This is a genomic window from Flavobacterium ranwuense, from assembly GCF_004349315.1.
Taxonomy (GTDB): Bacteria; Bacteroidota; Bacteroidia; order Flavobacteriales; family Flavobacteriaceae; genus Flavobacterium; species Flavobacterium ranwuense.
In genome coordinates, this window is record NZ_SMLH01000001.1 from 75,277 (window position 1) to 95,786 (window position 20,510).

Consider the following 20,510-nt stretch of genomic DNA (forward strand, 5'->3'; position numbering starts at 1 on the left):
TTGTATCTTTGCTTTTAAGTAGCATTTTTTTTAACAAAAAATGAAACTTGGTTTTATCAAAAAAATAAGTACGCTGTACTTACCCATTTTAATAATTATGAGCTTAGTTAAATTATCCATAAAAGGAATTTCATACAGTCAAACTCAAAACGGAGCGTATGCTTTGATCTTGAATGAGGTTGATGGCGAAAGAAAATTACCCATTGTCATTGGTGCTTTTGAAGCCCAATCGATTGCTATTGCATTAGAAAAAGAAATAAAACCACCGCGTCCTTTGACGCATGATTTATTTAAAAATTTTGCAGAGCGTTTTGATATTGTAGTGAAACAAGTCATTATTCACAAGCTAGTTGATGGTGTTTTTTATTCCAGTATTATTTGCGAAAGAGATAAAATAGAGGAAATTATTGATGCCAGAACCTCTGATGCAATTGCTTTAGCATTGCGTTTTAATGCCCCTATTTTTACCTACAAAAACATTCTGGACAAAGCTGGAATATACCTAAAAGCAAATCCGCTGGAAGCCAATAAAGATTCTCAGGAAATCGACGATGTGCTGTCTAATCCAGAAACTTTTGGTCGTGAAGAAGAAAGCAATCAATCCGGAGAAACCTATTCTAAGCATAGTTTACAAGAATTGAATGAATTGTTAGATCAAGCAGTTTCGCATGAAGATTACGAAAAAGCAGCAAAAATAAGAGACGAAATCTCGAAGAGATAACTTTAATTTTGATTTTCATTGATGTGTTATTTCATGAAAAAAACGACCAATTACATAAAAATTGTAGTTACATTTAATGCCACACTTTGTTATAAATTTTTATTGACATTTGTTATAAAACTAATCTATGAAAACAAAATTTGTCCTAATTATCGCAACCATATTTATTTCTACAATTGCATTTTCTCAAGATTATTATTTACACTGCGGAAAAATTCTAAATACCCAATCTGGCAAAGAGTTATCCAACCAAACTATTATTGTTTCTAAAAACAAAATCACAAAAATACAAGATGGATTTATATCTAAATCCAAACCCGAAGATATTGAAATCGACCTGAAAAACAAATATGTGTTACCTGGTCTCATCGATTTACACGTGCATATTGAAGGGGAACACGACACGAAAAGTTACATGTCAAAATATTTAGACAACGAGGCTGACATTGCATTTCAAGCGGTTCGTTGTGCAGAAACAACACTTTTAGCCGGATTCACTACCGTACGTGATTTAGGAGGAACCGGAGTTAATATCTCTATAAGAAATGCTATTAATAAAGGAATCGTAAAAGGCCCAAGAATATATACCGCAGGAAAATCGATTGCCACAACAGGCGGTCATGCTGATCCAACGAACGGAAGCAATCGTAAACTTGTAGGCGATCCGGGGCCACACGAAGGCGTAATCAATTCTCCTGAAGAAGCTGTAAAAGCAGTAAGAGAGCGCTACAAAGAAGGAGCCGATGTTATTAAAATCACAGCTACTGGCGGCGTTTTAAGCGTGGCAAAAAGCGGGAAAAATCCTCAGTTTACTTTAGACGAAATCAAAGCTATTACAACAACTGCCAAAGATTACAATATGCTTACCGCAGCTCATGCCCACGGAGACGAAGGAATGCAGCGAGCTATACTAGGCGGTATAAAAACTATTGAACACGGCACCTTTATGAGTGAAGAGACAATGGAATTAATGAAAAAATACGATGCTTATTTAGTTCCTACTCTAACCGCAGGAAAAGAAGTAGAAAAAAATGCAGAAATTAATGGTTTTTATCCTGAAATTGTAGTTCCAAAGGCCCGAGAAGTTGGTCCACAAATTAAAGCTACTTTTGCAAAAGCATACAAAAAAGGAGTCAAAATTGCTTTTGGAACCGATGCCGGAGTCTTTGCTCATGGTACAAATGCAAAAGAATTTGGCTATATGGTTGAAGCCGGAATGCCTGCATTAGCCGCTATACAATCAGCAACAACAACTAATGCCATGTTATTGGGTATCGGAAATGAAGTAGGACAAATCAAAGAAAACTTCTTTGCAGACATTATTGCAGTTGATGAAAATCCTTTGAATACTATCAAAACGCTGGAAAAAGTCGTATTTGTAATGAAAGACGGAAAAATATATAAAAACTAAGCTCGCTTACCGCAAATAGAATAAAGATACAATGAAGCAATATTTAGATTTAGTACAACATGTGATGGAAAACGGTTGTCAAAAAGGAGATCGTACGGGAACAGGAACAAAGAGTGTATTTGGTTACCAAATGCGTTTTGACTTGAATGAAGGTTTCCCGATGGTTACTACTAAAAAATTACACCTGAAATCTATTATCTACGAACTCCTTTGGTTTTTAAAAGGCGACACAAACATTAAATACCTTCAAGAAAACGGAGTTAAAATTTGGGATGCCTGGGCTGATGCCAATGGAGATTTAGGACCTGTTTATGGTCATCAATGGCGCAACTGGAATAGTGAAGAGATTGATCAAATAACTGAATTGATTAAAGAATTAAAAACCAATCCTAACAGTCGCAGGATGTTAGTTTCGGCATGGAATCCTTCGGTTCTTCCAGACACTACAAAATCATTTGACGAAAATGTAGCCAATAATAAAGCGGCTTTACCTCCTTGTCATGCTTTCTTTCAGTTTTATGTTTCTAACGGCAAATTATCGTGTCAATTGTACCAGCGAAGTGCTGATATTTTTTTAGGCGTTCCTTTTAATATCGCTTCCTACGCTTTACTCACCATGATGATTGCTCAGGTTTGCGACTTGGAGCCAGGGGAATTCATTCACACTTTTGGTGACGCACACATTTACAACAATCATTTTGAACAACTCGAATTACAATTGTCCCGTGAGCCAAAACCATTACCTAAAATGATTTTGAATCCCAATATAAAAGACATCTTCGCATTCGATTTTGAAGATTTCACGCTCGAAGGCTATGAACCACATGCCTTGATAAAAGGCAGTGTTGCGGTCTAATGCAATAAAAAACGGTGTTTTAGCTAAACTACTAAAACACCGTTTTCATTTCCTGCAAACTCATTCCACTTAAAAGAATCTGCTTCCGGCTCATTGACAAATGTGCCGTCAATTACGTATTTGAATTCGTAGGCAGCATCTTTGTTTACATCGAAAATGCCTTTGAAAGTGCCATTTTTTAATTTGCTCAAAGCACCTTCAGCTACATTCCAATTGTTGAAATCGCCAACAACAGAAGCTTGACTTGCTTCTTTTGCTTCTATTGAAAAGGTAACTTTACAAACTGGTTTTGTTTTAACGAATTGTTTCTTGATTGCCATAACTATTTCATTTATAGATTTATAAAACAAAGAAAACAAAAGAATTTGAACACACAATGAGCGTAACGAAGATTTAATACAATGTGGCAAACCATGTTAATTTATGAGCAATTTCTTAATTTTAAGTCTGTTAAATTTAACATTCCAGAAAGAGAAAAAGTTTTCTTGTTAAATTAATGTAGAAGCAAAACAGTGACTTTCCAAAATAAATTTTACCTTTATAAACAAAATTTTGATCAATGGAAAAAGAACTACACGAACAGTATGAATATGCAAGAAGAAGAATTAAACAAAAAAAAAGATTGTATTTTCATTTTGTCCTTTTCGTTTTAGGAAGTTTGCTTTTATTTATCGCTAATAAGTTTTTCGAAATTGCCGTAGATTCCCACTGGTCCATTTGGATTATCACCATATGGTTGTTCCTCTTTATTTTACATTTTATAAAAATTTTCATCACGGATCGTTTTATGAATAAAAATTGGGAAAGGGAACAAATAGACCGGCTTGTAGCTTTACAACAAAAAAAACTGGATCAATTACAAACACAGGTTAACAACGACGACCTTAAATAACAGTACATCAATTATGATAATAATGATTGCGGCCGTTGCCGAAAATAATACTTTAGGTAAAAACAACGAACTGGTTTGGCATTTACCAAATGATTTCAAAAGATTTAAATCCCTTACATCCGGACATCATATTATAATGGGAAGAAAGACATTTGAAAGTTTTCCAAAACCATTACCAAACAGAACCCACATCATAATTACAAGACAGAAAGAGTATCAAGCCGACGGTTGCATCATCGTAGATAGTATGGACAAAGCATTAGCCATTTGTCCCAAAAACGAAGACACATTTATAATTGGTGGTGGCGAAATTTATACCTTAGGACTCCCTTTTACTGACAAAATAGAAATAACACGTGTTCATCACAACTTTGAAGGCGATGCTCACTTCCCTGAAATTAATGACGATGAATGGGAAATAATAATTTCAGAATTTAATACGAAGGATGAAAAACATCTCTACGATTATTCCTATCAGACATTCATTAAAAAATAAAACAAAAAAACATCCTTTTTACGGGATGTTTTTTTTTAACCATTGATCAAAGAGACGACCTACTCTTGAAAGAGTATTTGATAACATAAAATAAAAATTACAAATAGTAGTAATACTCCAGAAATGAAGATTATAATATTTGATGTTTTTTGAGAATACATCTCAAAAAAGCCTTTAATACCAAATACCACGAAGGTACTAAAGACGAAAAAAATTAAAATTTCCAAAAACAAATTTAATCCTAAGAACGTATTTTGCGCTTTAACTACAATACTGCTTTGTAAAACAGTATTCTCAAAACAGCTAACAAGAACAAATGAGATAAAAAACGCTAAAATTACCCACTTGATTTGGTTGATCGATTCTCTTTTAATCATTTGGTATGGTTATTTACTGAATAACAAATTTGTACAATAAAATCATTAGTTACAATACCCACTTTTAGTGATATTTCAAATAAAATAAATTTTAGTTTTCAGCCTGTCTGAACGTATTTTAAAAACTAAAATAAAACTTGTTTCTAATTTTTGAAACTCATTTTAAGTTCATCAAGTTTGTATTATATTTGTACAAACTAAAAAAATGTCAGAAAAAATAACACCCTATAAAGATTCAGCGCTAGGTAAAAAAGAACAAGTTGCTAAAATGTTTGACACCATTTCTGGAAATTATGACAATCTGAATCGTGTCATTTCTTTTGGTATTGATATAAAATGGCGTAAAAAAGTACTGCAAATAGTTGCGAAATCAAATCCGAAGATCATTCTGGACATCGCAACCGGAACTGGTGATTTGGCCATTTTGATGGCACAAACAAATGCTAAAAAAATCATTGGGTTAGATATATCAGCAGGAATGCTGGAAGTAGGCGTAAAAAAAATTGCTTCAAAAAATCTTTCTAATACTATCGAAATGATTTTGGGTGACTCCGAAAACATGCCTTTTGAAGACAACTATTTTGATGCAATAACCGTTGCATTTGGAGTTCGTAATTTTGACGATTTAGAAAAAGGTTTGGCTGAAATTCTAAGAGTTTTAAAACCTAACGGTATATTTGTAATTTTAGAAACTTCGGTGCCGGACAAGACTCCTTACAAACAAGGATATAATTTTTACACAAAAAACATTCTCCCATTAATAGGCAAAGTTTTCTCTAAAGACGATGTTGCTTATGGTTATTTATCTGAATCGGCAGCTGCATTCCCTTACGGCGAAGTATTAAACAATATTTTGAGAAAAATTGGGTTTATAGATGTTGTAGCTTTACCACAAACTTTTGGTGTAGCTACCATTTACTCAGCTTCTAAAAAATAACATGAGAAAAATAATTGTCTTACTGTTTTTTGCTTTTATTCTAAACGGATACGCTCAAAAGTCTAAAAATATATTTAGCAGAGACCCTATTATTAATTTGGAAAATTTTCAAAAAAAGAGAATGTATTATGGGTTTTATTTAGGATTTAACTCGTATGATTTCAAAATAGACTATAAAACTGTAGGACCCGATATTCTTATAAAAAAAACCACTGGATTTAATGTGGGTATCGTTGCTGATTTGAAACTTCAGGAATACATTGACCTGCGATTTGAGCCGGGTCTTTATTATACAAGAAGAGATTTACACTATCCTAATTTCACAAATAGTGGAGATGCGCTGAGAGAAGTGAACAGCACCTATATTCATTTTCCATTATTAGTGAAATTTTCCTCCCTTAGAACAGGAAATATTCGCCCCTATTTAGTGGGAGGCGTATCAGCAACCTTAAATTTATCCAGTAATTCTAAATTAATTGATGACAACTTAGAACAACGTTTTAGAGTAAAAGCATGGACAACTAATTATGAATTGGGTTTTGGAATTGATCTTTTTTCGGAATATTTTATATTTTCTCCTTCCATAAGAGGCGTTTTTGGAATGAATGACGAATTAATCAGAGACAAAGACCCAAATAGTCCTTGGACAAGCAATATAGAATCTTTGAAAACCAGAGCGGTTTTTATCAATTTTACTTTCCATTAAAGAATAGTTCCCAGTGTGTTCAGTCGCAGTATTCGGTTCTCACCGTAAACTGCGACCGAACACTGAATACTAGCCCCGACAAAACTCGCTTAATACTATAGCGGTAGCTGTCGCAACATTGAGGCTTTCTGTTTTTTGAAGATCCCCAAAACGAGGAATTGCGAGTCTGTTTTTGGCTAAACTTTCAAGTGCTGGCGAAACTCCATTAGCCTCATTACCCATTATAATAATGCCTTCTTTAGGTAAAACTGATTTATAAATATTCTCTCCGTCCATAAAAGTGCCGAAAACGGGTAATTTTGTTTGTGCTATAAAAGCATTAAGATCTATATAATTCACGTTGACTCTGGCTATAGAACCCATAGTTGCCTGAACCACTTTTGGGTTATAAATATCAACTGTTTCCTTTGAACACAACAACTGCTTAACACCAAACCAATCACACAAACGCAATATGGTTCCTAAATTTCCCGGATCACGAATTGAATCAAGCGCTACAATCAAACCGGTCTCAATAATTGGTTTTTCCAATGGCATTTTGAAAATTCCCAAACAGGTATTTGGGGTTGCTAATGCGCTTATTTTTTTTAAATCATTTTCTTGAATAATCGTTTTTTTAGCTACAGGGACTTCCTCAAAATCATTTTGGGTAGTATACAAATGTTCCAGCTCAAAATTAGACTCCAGTAATTCATGAATCCCTTTTACGCCTTCGGCAAAAAATAATTTATTGGCAATTCTATATTTTTTTTGCTGCAAACTCGTTATAAGTTTTATTTGGTTTTTACTAACCATAAAATAATGTACTTTTGAATTAAATATTTTAGAACACTTGAAAAAAACTTCCACAAAAATAACTGCATTTATTCTAATTGCAATACTAATTTGCGCTTGTAACGCTGTAAAAAGAGTTCCGGACGGAAAACTACTGCTTACAAAAAACGAAATTACTGTAAATGACAAAACCATTAAGGATGAAAATGTTTTTAATCAACTGTATCAAAAACCAAACAGCACCTTACTTGGATACCGTTTGAGATTGAATCTTTACAATCTTGCCAATCTAAATCCAGATTCAACGTATCAAGCCAAGTTTACAAATAACCCGGGAAAATTTGAACGAAAATCCAAATGGCTGTCTGAAAAACAAGTTAATCGACTCGGAAAATCTTTCTGGTATCACGGAATCCATGATTTCTTGAAAAGAACCGGAGAACCACCCATAATTATTGACAAAGAAAGAGCAGATAAATCATTGTTGCGATTGAAATACTATTATTTCAACGATGGATTTTTTAATGTGAATGCTACATACAAAATAGACACTTTGAGCATTAAAAAAGCTAAAATAAAATACGCCATTACTCCGGGAAATGCTTACTTTTTGGATTCCTTAAGAACTACTATTTTAACTCCGGCTTTAGATTCTTTATATGAGACTAACAAGTCAAGCACATTTATCAAATCAGGAAATCAATATAAAACCGAAGATTTTGAGAATGAAAAAAACCGAATCACTACTCATTTTAGAAATAATGGAGTGTATTATTTCCAACCGAATTATGTAACTTTTGACATTGACACCATTAAAAAAGTCAATCAGGCAAATATAAACTTGATGATTAATAATTATTCTTATCAAGAACAAGATTCGAGCAGAACCGAGCCTTTTAAAATTTATAAAATAAGTGATGTAAACATTTATACTGATTATTCTCCAAGTACAAATACTATAAAAATTACGGATAGTACCACCTATAAAAACTTCAACTTATACAGTCAGGAAAAATTAAAATACAAGCCACGAGCCATTACTAATGCTATCTTTATTACAAAAGGAGGGTTATTTGCGGATTACAAAACTGTTTTGACAACACGGTATTTAAACAATCTTAAAATTTTCAATTATCCGTCAATACAATATGAAGTTGATCCTAGAGACTCAACCGCACAATCATTGATTGCAAAAGTATATTTAACCCCAAGGAAAAAATATAGTTTTGGAACTACATTAGATGTCACCCATTCTAATATACAAGATTTCGGTGTGGGTTTAAGTGTTTCTGAAACGATACGAAACGTTTTTAATGGAGCCGAAACACTGGAATTAGCTGCACGTGGGAATATTGGATCTTCAAAGGATTTAGCAAACCCAAAGAATAATTTTTTCAATGTTTCAGAATATGGTTTGGATTTAAAACTTAACATTCCAAGGATTTTCATGCCTTTCAGCACTGAAAAAATCATTCCAAAAAGCATGATTCCATCTACTTTGATCACAGTAGGTTTTGCAAAACAACAAAATATTGGTTTAGACAAAGAGAATTTCACAGGAGCATTATCATACAATTGGACTCCAAAAAGAAACTATACTGCCAGATTTGATTTGTTCAACACTCAGTTTGTACGCAATCTAAATCCGCAGAATTACTTTAATGTTTACGGATCTTCATACAATGCTTTGAACGAAATCAGTAAAGAATATAATACAAATTCTTCCTATTATAACAATGACATTGACAAAGATTTACTTATTGAAGAAGGAACCGTTGGCTTTACTAATGATGTTCTCACCGGTAACGCAAACTTTTTGAAACCATTAGAACCCGCAGATTTTCAGTCTGTAAAAAGTATTGAAGAGCGAAGACTAAGACTTACGGAGAATGACTTTATTTTGGCAACCAGCTTCACTTTTTCAAAAACAACCAAAAAGGATTTAACTGACAATACTTTTTATCTTTTTAAAACAAAAATAGAATCGGCAGGAACCGTTTTATCAGCTTTTGCAGCAACAACAAATCAGAATAAGAATTCAAATGGTAATTATAAAATATTCAATTTAGAATATTCAGAATACATAAAAACAGAATTTGATTATATTAAACATTGGGATTTATCCAAAGAAAAAATATTTGCATTTAGATCATTTTTTGGGATAGCCATTCCATTTGGAAACTCAGACTACATTCCCTTTTCAAGAAGTTATTTTTCAGGTGGATCAAATGATAACAGAGCATGGCAACCCTATGGTTTAGGCCCCGGTAGCAGTGGCGCATTAGATGATTTCAATGAGGCAAATATGAAAATTGCGATTAGTGGGGAGTATCGATTTAAGATATTAGGCAGTTTAAAAGGAGCTCTTTTTGCCGATGCCGGGAATATCTGGAACGTATTAGACAATGTAGAGGATGAGAAATCGACATTTACACAATTTAAGGACTTAAAAGATATCGCTTTAGGCACTGGATTTGGACTTAGATACGACCTAAGTTTTTTTGTAATTCGTTTTGATTTAGGATTTAAAACCTACAATCCAGCCAATGAAACCAACAAAAGATGGTTTAGAGAATACAACTTTGCTAACTCTGTTTTAAATTTTGGAATAAATTATCCGTTCTAATGCTAATTAATTCTTATTTTTGCAAACTAAAAACTAAAAAAAATAACTAAAAAAAGTACAATGGCACACAACATAAAACCAGGCGTAGCTACAGGAGATCAGGTTCAAGAAATTTTTAATTATGCTAAAGAAAAAGGATTTGCACTTCCAGCAGTAAACGTTACGGGATCAAATACTATCAATTGTGTACTTGAAACTGCAGCAAAACTAAATGCTCCGGTTATCATCCAATTTTCTAATGGAGGAGCGCAATTTAATGCAGGAAAAGGACTTTCTAATACAGGTGAAAAAGCAGCTATCGCTGGTGGAATTGCTGGTGCATTACACATTCATACTTTGGCGGAAGCTTACGGAGCAACCGTAATTTTACATACTGACCACTGTGCAAAAAAATTATTGCCTTGGATTGACGGTCTATTAGATGCTTCAGAAAAACATTTTGCTGAAACAGGAAAACCATTATACTCTTCTCACATGATTGACTTATCTGAGGAGCCTATCGAAGAAAATATCGAAATTTGCAAAGGATATTTGGAAAGAATGAGCAAAATGGGAATGACACTTGAAATTGAACTTGGAATTACAGGTGGTGAAGAAGATGGTGTTGATAACTCTGATGTTGACAGTTCTAAATTATACACACAACCTGAAGAAGTTGCTTACGCATACGAAGAACTTTCTAAAGTAAGTCCAAGATTTACAATTGCGGCTGCTTTTGGAAACGTGCACGGAGTTTACAAACCAGGAAATGTAAAATTGACTCCAAAAATCTTAAAAAATTCTCAAGATTTTGTTCAAAATAAATTCAACACAGGACACAACCCAGTAGATTTCGTTTTCCACGGTGGTTCAGGTTCTACATTAGAAGAAATTAGAGAAGGTATTAGCTACGGCGTAATAAAAATGAATATCGATACTGATTTACAATTTGCTTTTACGGAAGGCATCCGTGATTACATGGTAAAAAACATCGACTATTTGAAAACTCAAATTGGAAACCCAGAAGGTTCTGATGCTCCAAACAAAAAATATTACGATCCAAGAAAATGGTTACGTGAAAGCGAAGTTACTTTCAACACAAGACTTGAGCAAGCATTTGCTGACTTGAACAATGTGAATACATTATAAATTCAAATTACGAATTATGAATTACGAGGGCAACTCATAATTCATAATTCATAATTCATAATTAAAGAAATATGGCTTGGTTTAAAAGAAAAGAAAAAGGGATTACTACTGCTACCGAAGACAAAATGGATATTCCAAAAGGGCTTTGGTACAAATCTCCAACTGGAAAAATTATTGATGCCGATGAACTAGCTCGTAACTTATTTGTAAGTCCCGAAGATGGTTTTCACGTTAGAATTGGAAGTACAGAATATTTTCAAATTTTATTTGACAACAATGAATTTGTTGAATTAGATAAGAACATGACTTCTAAAGATCCTTTGCATTTTGTTGACACAAAAAAATATGCAGATCGTTTGAAAGATGTTATGGAAAAAACCAAACTTAAGGATGCAGTGCGTACCGGAGTTGGTAAATCAAAAGGAAAAGATCTTGTTATCTGCTGTATGGATTTTGCCTTTATCGGTGGTTCTATGGGAGCAGTAGTAGGAGAAAAAATCGCAAGAGGAATCGATCACGCTATCAAAAACAAGCTACCCTTTGTAATGATTTCAAAATCAGGTGGAGCAAGGATGATGGAAGCCGCTTATTCTTTGATGCAGCTGGCTAAAACATCTGTTAAACTGGCTCAACTTGCCGAAGCAAAATTGCCATACATTTCGTTATGTACGGATCCAACAACTGGAGGAACAACTGCTTCTTATGCCATGCTGGGAGATATTAATATTTCTGAACCAGGCGCATTAATCGGATTTGCCGGGCCAAGAGTAGTTCGAGACACCACTGGTAAAGATTTGCCGGAAGGTTTCCAGACTGCTGAGTTCTTACTTGAACATGGTTTCTTAGACTTTATAACACCCCGAAAAGAATTGAAAGACAAGATTAATTTGTATATCGATTTGATTCAAAACAACGATATTAGATAAATGAAAAATCCCGAACAATCGGGATTTTTTTATGCTTGAAAAGTAATCTATTGCTATTTCAAACTCGCCATATCTATTACGAAACGATATTTAACATCGCTTTTATTCATGCGCTCATAAGCCTCATTAATATACCCCATATCAATCACTTCAACATCTGAAGTGATGTTATTAGCTGCACAATAATCTAACATTTCCTGAGTTTCTGCAATTCCACCTATTAGGCTTCCCATTATTTTTCTGCGCTTCATGATTAATGTAATGGCAGGGATTTCGGCTGGCGCAGTGGGAACTCCTACAATAATCATTGTTCCATTTGTATTTAACAAGTTTAAATACGCATTGTAATCATGCTTTGCAGAAACCGTATTTAAAATAAAATCAAACTTATTTGTCAAAGAATCCATCATTCCGGAATCAGACGTTAGCGCAAAATGATGCGCACCTAATTTTTTCGCATCCGCTTCTTTCGAAGGAGAATGACTTAACATGGTGACTTCGGCACCAAAAGAAACGGCAAACTTCACTGCCATGTGACCTAATCCGCCCAAACCTAAAACACCCACTTTATGCCCTTTACCTACCTTCAAATAGCGCAATGGAGAATATGTTGTAATACCCGCACACAACAAAGGAGCCACACCCGAAAGTTCTAATTTGTCAGAAATATGCAAAGTATAGCTTTCATCAACGGTAATGCTGGTCGAGTAACCGCCATAAGTAGGCGTTTTTGTCCCTCTTTCGTAACTGTTGTAAGTCCCCGTCATGCCTTCTTCACAATATTGCTCTTCTCCAGATTTACAGCTAGGGCAAGTTCTACAAGAATCTACAAAACAGCCCACGCCCGCTAATTCTCCTACCTTAAATTTAGAAACTTCACTTCCTACAGCAGTAATTCTACCTACAATTTCATGGCCAGGCACCAACGGATAAATGGCAGGTCCCCAATCTCCTTTTGCTGTGTGAATATCAGAATGACAAACACCACTATAAAGTATCTCTATCTGAACTTGTTTTTTGCCAAGTTCTTTTCTATCAAACGAATACGGTTTTAATGGAGTTTCCGCATCATAAGCTGCATAAGCTTTAATTGCTGTCATATTACAAATTTTAGTTGAGTGTTAAAAGTACGAAAAAGAGAAACTGGAAATGTTAAGAATATAATAAATCCGATTGAAAAAATCATTCAAAAACACACAGACTCTTTAGGCTAAAAAACTACATTCCCGTTCTTATCGCCTCCACAGGATCTAACTTTGAGGCAGAAATCGCTGGGAGTATTCCGGAGATCAATCCAATTATGACTGCTAATCCAGTTCCTAGAGTAATATTTCCCGCACTTAAGACAAATTCAAAATCTAAAACATTTGTTAGAATAAGTGCAATAATCCAAACCATAAGCAATCCAATTATTCCACCAATTAGACACAAGATAATAGCTTCAAATAAAAACTGGAACAATATAAACCTGTTTTTGGCTCCTAATGACTTCTGAATTCCTATTAAATGGGTACGCTCTTTAACGGAAACAAACATGATATTAGCTATACCAAAACCACCCACAAGAAGTGAAAATCCTGCAATTATCCACCCAACCATATTCATAAAACCAATAGTTTCATCAATCATATCAGTTGCACCTTTAAGAAAATTGATAAAAAAATTATCTATATCCCCTGATTTAACCCCTCTAAAATTCCTGATTTTATATGAAATTTGAGCTTTAAGGTTTTCTACATCAATCCCTTTACTAGGCTTAATAATGACTATTGGAGTAAATGATTGATTGTTGTCTCCAAACAATCCTCGTATTCTATTTACCGTAGGATAAATGGTATGATCAGGATTAGAACCAAAACTCACCATTCTATCCCCTACTTTTTTTAGAGTCCCAACCACTTTAAAACGCTGTCCGTATAACCTAACTTCCTTACCTAATGGAGAAACCCCTTCAAAAAGCGACTCAACAATTTCATGACCTATTACAACATTATTACTTCCCGAGTTTGATTCTTGCTCACTAAAAAAACGTCCTTCTTTAAAATCTAATTTTTCAATATCAGAGAATTCATAAGTACAGGGAATTACCGCTATTGAACTTACTGTTTTTGATTCATACTTTATAGTTTCTCGTCCAGCATAAAGTTGAAAGCAAACACTTTCAACATCCGTTAAATTATTTTTTAAAAATTTATACTCCTCATAAGTTACATCCGGAAATTGTTCAACCTTCCAGTCTGGAACATCTGTGGGTCCAAAACAATATTTAAAAAAGAAAACAGTACTATTGTCTAAACTTCCAATATCTTTTTTTATTTTCCTGTCCAAAGAATCAACGGCCGCAAGTACAGCTATAATCGAAAAAATTCCAATAGTAACTCCTAACAAAGAAAGCAACGTTCTTAACTTGTTGTTTCGCAATGCATTCATTGCAAAGCCAAAACTCTCTTTTAATAATCGAAGGTAAACCAGCATAAAAATTTTTTTGTATTAAAGTAAAATTCCATAAATATTATTCAAAAACCTAATGAAAAATGTATTCGTTGCTGCGAGAATCAATTATTTTATCTTTACCAATGAAAATTAGGAGTAAAAATTACACATTATCTCATTTTCAAATGGCTTAATTTTCACATTAAAAAACTATTTTTGCATTTTATAATTATAACTACACAATGAACACAACAAAAACAATTCAATCTGCATTAATCTCTGTCTTTTCAAAAGAAGGATTAGAACCTATAGTAAGACAACTAAACAGTCAAAATGTTACACTTTATTCTACTGGAGGGACTGAGGATTTTATAAAAAATTTAGGGATTCCTGTAATTCCTGTTGAAGATGTTACTTCCTACCCTTCTATTCTGGGTGGTAGAGTAAAAACATTACACCCAAAAGTTTTTGGAGGAATCTTAAATCGCCAAGACAACGAGAGCGATGTTCAGCAAATGATAGAGTTCAACATCCCGCAAATAGATTTAGTAATTGTTGATTTATATCCTTTTGAAAAAACAGTAGCTTCTGGAGCTAGTGAATCAGATATTATTGAAAAAATAGATATTGGTGGTATTTCTTTGATACGTGCCGCCGCAAAAAATTTCAAGGACACTGTAATTGTAGCCTCGGTTGACCAATATGGTTTGCTTTTGGATTTGATTACAGATCAAAACGGAGCTACAACATTGGAAGACAGAAAATTATTGGCTACAAAAGCATTTCATGTTTCATCACATTATGACACTGCAATTTTCAATTATTTCAACACTGACGAAACAATATACAAACAAAGTATTGCTAACGGTCAAGTTTTAAGATATGGGGAGAATCCACATCAAAAAGGTTTTTTCTTTGGTGATTTTGATGCTATGTTCAAAAAAGTTCACGGAAAAGAATTGTCTTACAATAATTTATTAGATGTAGATGCTGCAGTAAATTTGGTTAATGAATTCAAAAATGACGGCCCTACATTTGCTATACTAAAACACAATAATGCTTGTGGTTTAGCGACAAGAACTACAATTAGCGAAGCTTATCTTGCGGCTTTGGCTTGCGATCCAACATCTGCATTTGGTGGAGTTTTAATTTCGAATACAAAAATTGATGTTACTACGGCTTCAGAAATAAACAAATTATTTTGTGAAGTGGTGATTGCTCCTGAATACGATACTGAAGCCATTACTATTTTACAAGAAAAGAAAAATCGAATTATATTAGTTCAAAACGAAGTAGCTTTACCTCAAAAACAAGTACGTACTTGCTTAAACGGAATTTTAGTTCAGGAAAGAAACAACATAACCGACAATAAAGAAGACTTAAGAACCGTTACTATAACTGAGCCTACTGAACAAGAAGTTCAGGATTTAATTTTTGCTTCCAAAATTTGTAAAAACACAAAATCAAATACGATTGTTTTTGCAAAAAATGGTACACTTATTGCGTCAGGTACAGGACAGACATCAAGAGTTGATGCCTTGCTTCAAGCAATAGAAAAAGCGAATAATTTTCACTTTGATTTGCATGGAGCAGTGATGGCAAGCGATGCGTTTTTCCCTTTTCCAGATTGTGTAGAAATAGCTAAAGAAGCTGGAATAACTGCTGTAATTCAGCCCGGAGGATCAATAAAAGACGAATTGAGTATTAATTATTGTAATGAAAATAAAGTTGCAATGGTATTTACAGGAACTCGTCATTTTAAACATTAATTTGTTTAACTTTGTCCGTCACAAATTTATAACTTCTAACCCTTAAAAAACTTATGGGATTTTTTGATTTCATGACCGAGGATATTGCGATAGACCTTGGTACCGCCAACACTTTAATCATACATAATGATAAAGTTGTAATAGACAGCCCATCGATAGTTGCTCGTGATAGAGTATCGGGCAAAATCATTGCTGTAGGAAAAGAAGCAAGTATGATGCAGGGTAAAACACATGAAAACATTAAGACAATAAGGCCTTTGAAAGATGGCGTAATTGCTGATTTTGATGCTTCTGAAAAAATGATAAGCTTGTTTATAAAAAGCATCCCCGCATTGAAGAAAAGAATGTTTACTCCCGCTTTAAGAATGGTTGTATGTATTCCTTCTGGAATAACTGAAGTTGAAATGAGAGCCGTTAAAGAATCTTGCGAAAGAGTTAATGGTAAAGAGGTCTATTTGATACATGAACCTATGGCAGCAGCAATAGGTATTGGAATAGACATCATGCAACCAAAAGGAAACATGATTGTGGATATTGGTGGTGGAACAACTGAAATTGCAGTAATTGCATTGGGCGGAATTGTATGTGACAAATCAGTAAAAATCGCTGGTGATGTATTTACAAATGACATCGTTTATTATATGCGCACACAACACAACCTTTTTGTTGGAGAAACTACTGCCGAGAAAATAAAAATTCAAATTGGTGCCGCAATAGAAGACTTAGAAACTCCTCCAGAAGACATGTCTGTTCAAGGTAGAGATTTATTGACCGGTAAACCAAAACAAGTAGAAGTTTCTTATAGAGAAATTGCTAAAGCATTAGACAAATCAATACAAAGAATTGAAGATGCTGTAATGGAAACTTTATCACAAACACCTCCTGAATTAGCAGCCGACATTTACAACACAGGGATTTACCTTGCAGGTGGAGGATCTATGTTAAGAGGTCTTGATAAAAGGATTTCACAAAAAACAGATTTACCTGTTTACATTGCTGAAGACCCATTAAGAGCAGTTGTTAGAGGAACTGGTATGGCACTTAAAAACATTACAAAATTTAAAAGCATTTTGATTAAGTAATCGGTTTTTGTTACACTTGCCAGCCTTCAAGCTCAAATCAATTTACAGCAATTAGATTACAAAACAAGACATACAGTTATTTACATTATACCGTTAAGAAATGCAGCAAATATTTAATTTTATTTTTAAAAACAGTAATAGATTACTGTTTTTGCTGCTTTTGGGTGTCTCGTTATCACTCACCATTCAATCCCATTCTTTCCACAGGAGCAAAATAATCAGTTCTGCAAATTTTTTAAGCGGTGGAGTGTATGAAAAGGTGAATAACCTTAATGAATATTTGAATTTAAAAACTCAAAATGATGCGCTTGCTCTTGAAAATGCAAAGCTGAAAAGTCTTTTATTTAATCGTAAAGACACTACTGCAATAAAAAAACTGGACAGTATTAAAGGTGTAAAACCAAACGATATTGTCGTTTCAAAAGTGATACATAATTCCTATAATGTCCATGAAAATTACTTAACCTTAAATTCAGGAGAATTACAAGGTGTAAAACCAGATATGGGCGTAATTAACAGTTTAGGAATTGTTGGAATCATAGAAAACACCTCTCCAAACTATTCGACTGTAATCAGTATTCTGAATAAAAAATCTCAAATCAATGCCAAAATTAAAAAGTCAAATCACTTTGGTTCTTTGATATGGGACGGAAAAAATACAGGCTTCGTTCAATTAATCGATGTTCCGAGATTAGCGGCGATAAGAAAAGGCGACACAATCGTAACTGGAGGTCAATCTGTAATTTTCCCAGAGAACATAGGAATAGGTACTATTGAAAATATATTTACAGAAGAAAAAAACAATTATTACACCATAAATATAAGATTATTCAACGACATGACTAACTTAGGTCATGTCTATATAATAAAAAGGAAAGACCGTGAAGAAATCACTAATTTAGAAAAAAGAGAAAAGGATGAATAGCGCATTGTTAGTCAATATTTTTCGATTTATTCTGTTATTGGCAGTTCAAATTATCATATTCAACAATATGACTTTTTTGGGTTACATTAGCCCTTTTCCCTACATATTATTCATAATACTTTACCCTGTAAATGGAAACAAGTCTGGTCTTGTAGTTGCGAGTTTTTTACTTGGGCTTATTATGGATATGTTTAGTAATTCAGGCGGAATACATGCAACTGCATGTTTGGTTTTAGCCTATGTTAGACCATCTATTTTTAAATTTGCTTTTGGCCTAAGTTATGAATATCAAACTGTAAAATTAAATGACGTATTAACACCTGAGAGATTCTCGTTTATATTACTCTCTGTTGTAATACACCATTTTACGTTATTTTTACTGGAAGCATTCCAATTTAGCTTTATTTTTGATATACTAATACGAACTTTATTAAGTACTGTATTCACCATTATTATTTGCATTATCATAATATATCTTATTAAGCCAAACAAAAGATGAGAAAAGTCTTGTTGCCTTCCTTAATCATTCTAGCTACATCTTTGCTTGTAATTCGAATCTTTTATTTGCAGATTGTTGACGACACTTTAAAGTTAAAATCTGAAAATAATGCCATTAAAAAAAAGTACGAATTTCCAGAAAGAGGATACATGTATGATAGAAAAGGAAAGTTATTAGTTGCCAACCAAGCATCTTATGACATCATGGTTATTCCTAGAGAAGTAAAAAATACGGATACTTTAGAATTTTGTCAATTATTGAATATTACAAAAGAAGATTTCATAAAAAAAATCGAAAAAGCTAAAATATACAGTCCGCGTTTACCATCTGTCTTTTTATCTCAGTTGAACAAAAGTGAATTCGCCGCTTTTCAAGAAAAAATAAGAAAATATGAAGGTTTTTATTTTCAAAAACGTTCCCTTCGTGATTATGAAGTAGATTTTGGGGCCAATATTTTTGGGTCCATCACCCAAGTCAACGAAAAACTAGTCGCCAAAAATCCATATTACAATAGCGGTGATTTAATTGGACGACAAGGAGTTGAAGAAAGTTATGAAGATCTTTTGCGTGGAATAAAAGGTGTAAAATACATTCAAAAAGATAAATACAACAGGGAAATCGGTTCTTATAAAGAAGGAAAATACGATACTATTGCTATTCAAGGAGAAGACATAAATCTTACCATAGATGCTGAAATTCAAAAATATGGTGAAGAGTTAATGATTAATAAGCGAGGCGGAATTGTTGCTATTGAACCAAAGACTGGAGAGATTTTAGCACTTGTAACTGCTCCATCCTATGACCCTGGGATATTAGTAGGAAGACAACGATCTAAGAATTATACCGAATTGTATCGAGATTCTATTGCAAAACCACTTTATGACAGAGGTTTGCTGGCTGAGTATGCTCCAGGATCTCCATTCAAAATTTTAACTGGACTTATTGCGTTACAAGAAGGAGTTATTGATGCTAATACTACTGTTTTTTGCAATCGAGGTTTTAGTTATGCAAGAGGGCGTTTTATGGGATGCCACTGCCATGGAGGTGCTCTTCAATTGCATAGAGGTATATTTGAATCCTGCAACTCTTATTTTGCAACGGCTTACATGAAAACAATTAATAAATACTCAAAGCCAGCACAAGCAGTTGATATTTGGAATAATCACGCAAAAAGTTTTGGTCTTGGGCAATTCATGGGATATGATTTACCAACTGGCAAGAGAGGAAAAATACCCTCTTCAAAAACATACAAACGCATGTATCCTAATGGTGGCTGGAGAAGCACCGCTATCGTATCTAATTCTATTGGTCAAGGTGAAGTTGTAATGACTCCAATTCAACTGGCTAATATGATGGCAACAGTTGCGAATGAAGGGTATTATTACACGCCACATATCATTAAAAAAATTGAAGGCCATAAAATTGACGAAAAATTCACCACGAAACATGTAACCACAATTGATAAAAAACATTTCAAACCAATTATCAGCGGTTTATTTGATGTTTACAACTTAGGAACAGCCAGGTCTCTACGAGTGGAAGGAATTGATATTTGTGGTAAGACTGGAACAGCGGAAAATTTTACAAGAATTGGTGGTGTAAAAGTAAAATTAGAAGATCACTCTATATTTGTAGCTTTTGCACCAAAAGATAATCCAAAAATTGCAATTGCAGTTATGGTTGAAAACGGTGGATATGGAGCGACTATTGCAGGACCTATCGCCAGTTTGATGATAGAGAAATACCTCAGACAAAAAATTACCAGAATTGACCTGGAAAAAAGAATTCTAGCAACAAGTTTACAAAGTCGATATGCTAAATTAGGAGGACTCTCTGAAGCAGTTAAATTACAAATAAGAATTAGCGATTCTCTTCTAAAAAAGAAAACAATAATTCCAGCTGTAAAAGTAAAAACAGACACCACTAAATCGAATAAACAAGCTATTTAATTC

The 20,510-nt window shown here is 33.8% G+C and carries 19 protein-coding genes; 15 read left to right on the top strand and 4 right to left on the bottom strand.

All coding sequences use genetic code 11. The features are described from left to right. Positions 1-97 precede the first annotated feature (97 nt). The 3 genes from E0I61_RS00315 (at position 98) to E0I61_RS00325 (ending at position 2,988) form a co-directional block, all read left to right on the top strand. Positions 98-721 carry a bifunctional nuclease family protein gene (locus tag E0I61_RS00315; protein ID WP_131991459.1) on the top strand — a complete coding sequence of 208 codons (624 nt, stop codon included), beginning with the start codon at positions 98-100 and terminating at the stop codon, positions 719-721. Between the two features lie 127 nt (positions 722-848). Next, positions 849-2,132, top strand: coding sequence for a metal-dependent hydrolase family protein (locus E0I61_RS00320; RefSeq protein WP_131991457.1), 1,284 nt, complete (start codon positions 849-851; stop codon positions 2,130-2,132). 31 nt (positions 2,133-2,163) lie between these two features. Then, positions 2,164-2,988 carry a thymidylate synthase gene (locus tag E0I61_RS00325; RefSeq protein ID WP_131991455.1) on the top strand — a complete coding sequence of 275 codons (825 nt, stop codon included), beginning with the start codon at positions 2,164-2,166 and terminating at the stop codon, positions 2,986-2,988. A 23-nt stretch (positions 2,989-3,011) separates the two neighbouring features. Here E0I61_RS00325 and E0I61_RS00330 read toward each other — a convergent pair whose 3' ends face one another. Next, complete coding sequence (locus E0I61_RS00330; protein WP_131991453.1) at positions 3,012-3,308, bottom strand: isoamylase early set domain-containing protein; 297 nt, start codon at positions 3,306-3,308, stop codon at positions 3,012-3,014. Between the two features lie 239 nt (positions 3,309-3,547). Between E0I61_RS00330 and E0I61_RS00335 the strand changes: the two genes are divergently transcribed. The 4 genes from E0I61_RS00335 to porT all read left to right on the top strand — a co-directional run bounded on the left by E0I61_RS00335 (position 3,548) and on the right by porT (position 6,396). After that, positions 3,548-3,880: a 2TM domain-containing protein gene (locus E0I61_RS00335; RefSeq protein ID WP_131915484.1), complete on the top strand. Its 333-nt coding sequence runs from the start codon at positions 3,548-3,550 to the stop codon at positions 3,878-3,880. A 13-nt stretch (positions 3,881-3,893) separates the two neighbouring features. After that, positions 3,894-4,376, top strand: coding sequence for a dihydrofolate reductase (locus tag E0I61_RS00340; protein WP_132068677.1), 483 nt, complete (start codon positions 3,894-3,896; stop codon positions 4,374-4,376). Between the two features lie 582 nt (positions 4,377-4,958). Further along, positions 4,959-5,690: a bifunctional demethylmenaquinone methyltransferase/2-methoxy-6-polyprenyl-1,4-benzoquinol methylase UbiE gene (ubiE, locus tag E0I61_RS00350; RefSeq protein ID WP_131991449.1), complete on the top strand. Its 732-nt coding sequence runs from the start codon at positions 4,959-4,961 to the stop codon at positions 5,688-5,690. 1 nt (position 5,691) lies between these two features. Continuing rightward, on the top strand, positions 5,692-6,396 hold the full coding sequence (porT, locus tag E0I61_RS00355) for a type IX secretion/gliding motility protein PorT/SprT (RefSeq protein WP_131991447.1): 705 nt from the start codon (positions 5,692-5,694) through the stop codon (positions 6,394-6,396). Positions 6,397-6,465: 69 nt separating this feature from the next. Here the strand turns inward: porT and E0I61_RS00360 are convergent, their stop codons facing one another. Then, positions 6,466-7,191 carry an RNA methyltransferase gene (locus tag E0I61_RS00360; protein ID WP_131991445.1) on the bottom strand — a complete coding sequence of 242 codons (726 nt, stop codon included), beginning with the start codon at positions 7,189-7,191 and terminating at the stop codon, positions 6,466-6,468. Between the two features lie 37 nt (positions 7,192-7,228). Here E0I61_RS00360 and tamL point away from each other — a divergent pair, with 37 nt between their 5' ends. The 3 genes from tamL (at position 7,229) to accD (ending at position 11,850) form a co-directional block, all read left to right on the top strand. Beyond that, the gene (tamL, locus tag E0I61_RS00365; protein ID WP_131991443.1) at positions 7,229-9,796 is read left to right on the top strand and encodes a translocation and assembly module lipoprotein TamL; all 2,568 of its coding nucleotides are present in this window, start codon (positions 7,229-7,231) and stop codon (positions 9,794-9,796) included. Between the two features lie 60 nt (positions 9,797-9,856). Beyond that, entirely contained in the window at positions 9,857-10,924 is a 1,068-nt protein-coding gene (gene fbaA / locus E0I61_RS00370) for a class II fructose-bisphosphate aldolase (protein WP_131991441.1), read from the top strand. Between the two features lie 71 nt (positions 10,925-10,995). Further along, positions 10,996-11,850: an acetyl-CoA carboxylase, carboxyltransferase subunit beta gene (accD, locus tag E0I61_RS00375; protein WP_131991439.1), complete on the top strand. Its 855-nt coding sequence runs from the start codon at positions 10,996-10,998 to the stop codon at positions 11,848-11,850. Between the two features lie 53 nt (positions 11,851-11,903). Here accD and E0I61_RS00380 read toward each other — a convergent pair whose 3' ends face one another. Next, positions 11,904-12,950, bottom strand: a complete 1,047-nt coding sequence (locus E0I61_RS00380; protein ID WP_131991437.1) for an NAD(P)-dependent alcohol dehydrogenase — start codon at positions 12,948-12,950, stop codon at positions 11,904-11,906. 118 nt (positions 12,951-13,068) lie between these two features. Next, on the bottom strand, positions 13,069-14,325 hold the full coding sequence (locus E0I61_RS00385) for an ABC transporter permease (RefSeq protein WP_131991435.1): 1,257 nt from the start codon (positions 14,323-14,325) through the stop codon (positions 13,069-13,071). A gap of 200 nt (positions 14,326-14,525) precedes the next feature. Here E0I61_RS00385 and purH point away from each other — a divergent pair, with 200 nt between their 5' ends. From purH to mrdA, 5 genes are all read left to right on the top strand, one after another. After that, the gene (gene purH, locus E0I61_RS00390) at positions 14,526-16,052 is read left to right on the top strand and encodes a bifunctional phosphoribosylaminoimidazolecarboxamide formyltransferase/IMP cyclohydrolase (protein WP_131991433.1); all 1,527 of its coding nucleotides are present in this window, start codon (positions 14,526-14,528) and stop codon (positions 16,050-16,052) included. A gap of 53 nt (positions 16,053-16,105) precedes the next feature. Continuing rightward, positions 16,106-17,134, top strand: a complete 1,029-nt coding sequence (locus E0I61_RS00395; RefSeq protein ID WP_073205523.1) for a rod shape-determining protein — start codon at positions 16,106-16,108, stop codon at positions 17,132-17,134. Between the two features lie 100 nt (positions 17,135-17,234). Further along, positions 17,235-18,059: a rod shape-determining protein MreC gene (gene mreC, locus E0I61_RS00400; protein WP_131991431.1), complete on the top strand. Its 825-nt coding sequence runs from the start codon at positions 17,235-17,237 to the stop codon at positions 18,057-18,059. Beyond that, positions 18,052-18,558: a rod shape-determining protein MreD gene (locus E0I61_RS16405; protein ID WP_132068679.1), complete on the top strand. Its 507-nt coding sequence runs from the start codon at positions 18,052-18,054 to the stop codon at positions 18,556-18,558. The genes mreC and E0I61_RS16405 overlap by 8 nt, the downstream gene beginning before the upstream one ends. After that, the gene (gene mrdA / locus E0I61_RS00410; RefSeq protein WP_131991427.1) at positions 18,555-20,507 is read left to right on the top strand and encodes a penicillin-binding protein 2; all 1,953 of its coding nucleotides are present in this window, start codon (positions 18,555-18,557) and stop codon (positions 20,505-20,507) included. Before E0I61_RS16405 ends, mrdA begins: the two co-directional genes overlap by 4 nt. Positions 20,508-20,510 lie beyond the last annotated feature (3 nt).

What these genes read in the sequence shown, in the direction of transcription:
- E0I61_RS00315 (WP_131991459.1), top strand. Translation starts at nt 98, where the DNA reads ATGAGCTTAGTTAAATTATCCATAAAAGGAATTTCATACAGTCAAACT.
- E0I61_RS00320 (WP_131991457.1), top strand. Translation starts at nt 849, where the DNA reads ATGAAAACAAAATTTGTCCTAATTATCGCAACCATATTTATTTCTACA.
- E0I61_RS00325 (WP_131991455.1), top strand. Translation starts at nt 2,164, where the DNA reads ATGAAGCAATATTTAGATTTAGTACAACATGTGATGGAAAACGGTTGT.
- E0I61_RS00330 (WP_131991453.1), bottom strand. Translation starts at nt 3,308, where the DNA reads ATGGCAATCAAGAAACAATTCGTTAAAACAAAACCAGTTTGTAAAGTT.
- E0I61_RS00335 (WP_131915484.1), top strand. Translation starts at nt 3,548, where the DNA reads ATGGAAAAAGAACTACACGAACAGTATGAATATGCAAGAAGAAGAATT.
- E0I61_RS00340 (WP_132068677.1), top strand. Translation starts at nt 3,894, where the DNA reads ATGATAATAATGATTGCGGCCGTTGCCGAAAATAATACTTTAGGTAAA.
- ubiE (WP_131991449.1), top strand. Translation starts at nt 4,959, where the DNA reads ATGTCAGAAAAAATAACACCCTATAAAGATTCAGCGCTAGGTAAAAAA.
- porT (WP_131991447.1), top strand. Translation starts at nt 5,692, where the DNA reads ATGAGAAAAATAATTGTCTTACTGTTTTTTGCTTTTATTCTAAACGGA.
- E0I61_RS00360 (WP_131991445.1), bottom strand. Translation starts at nt 7,191, where the DNA reads ATGGTTAGTAAAAACCAAATAAAACTTATAACGAGTTTGCAGCAAAAA.
- fbaA (WP_131991441.1), top strand. Translation starts at nt 9,857, where the DNA reads ATGGCACACAACATAAAACCAGGCGTAGCTACAGGAGATCAGGTTCAA.
- accD (WP_131991439.1), top strand. Translation starts at nt 10,996, where the DNA reads ATGGCTTGGTTTAAAAGAAAAGAAAAAGGGATTACTACTGCTACCGAA.
- E0I61_RS00380 (WP_131991437.1), bottom strand. Translation starts at nt 12,950, where the DNA reads ATGACAGCAATTAAAGCTTATGCAGCTTATGATGCGGAAACTCCATTA.
- E0I61_RS00385 (WP_131991435.1), bottom strand. Translation starts at nt 14,325, where the DNA reads ATGCTGGTTTACCTTCGATTATTAAAAGAGAGTTTTGGCTTTGCAATG.
- purH (WP_131991433.1), top strand. Translation starts at nt 14,526, where the DNA reads ATGAACACAACAAAAACAATTCAATCTGCATTAATCTCTGTCTTTTCA.
- E0I61_RS00395 (WP_073205523.1), top strand. Translation starts at nt 16,106, where the DNA reads ATGGGATTTTTTGATTTCATGACCGAGGATATTGCGATAGACCTTGGT.
- mreC (WP_131991431.1), top strand. Translation starts at nt 17,235, where the DNA reads ATGCAGCAAATATTTAATTTTATTTTTAAAAACAGTAATAGATTACTG.
- E0I61_RS16405 (WP_132068679.1), top strand. Translation starts at nt 18,052, where the DNA reads ATGAATAGCGCATTGTTAGTCAATATTTTTCGATTTATTCTGTTATTG.
- mrdA (WP_131991427.1), top strand. Translation starts at nt 18,555, where the DNA reads ATGAGAAAAGTCTTGTTGCCTTCCTTAATCATTCTAGCTACATCTTTG.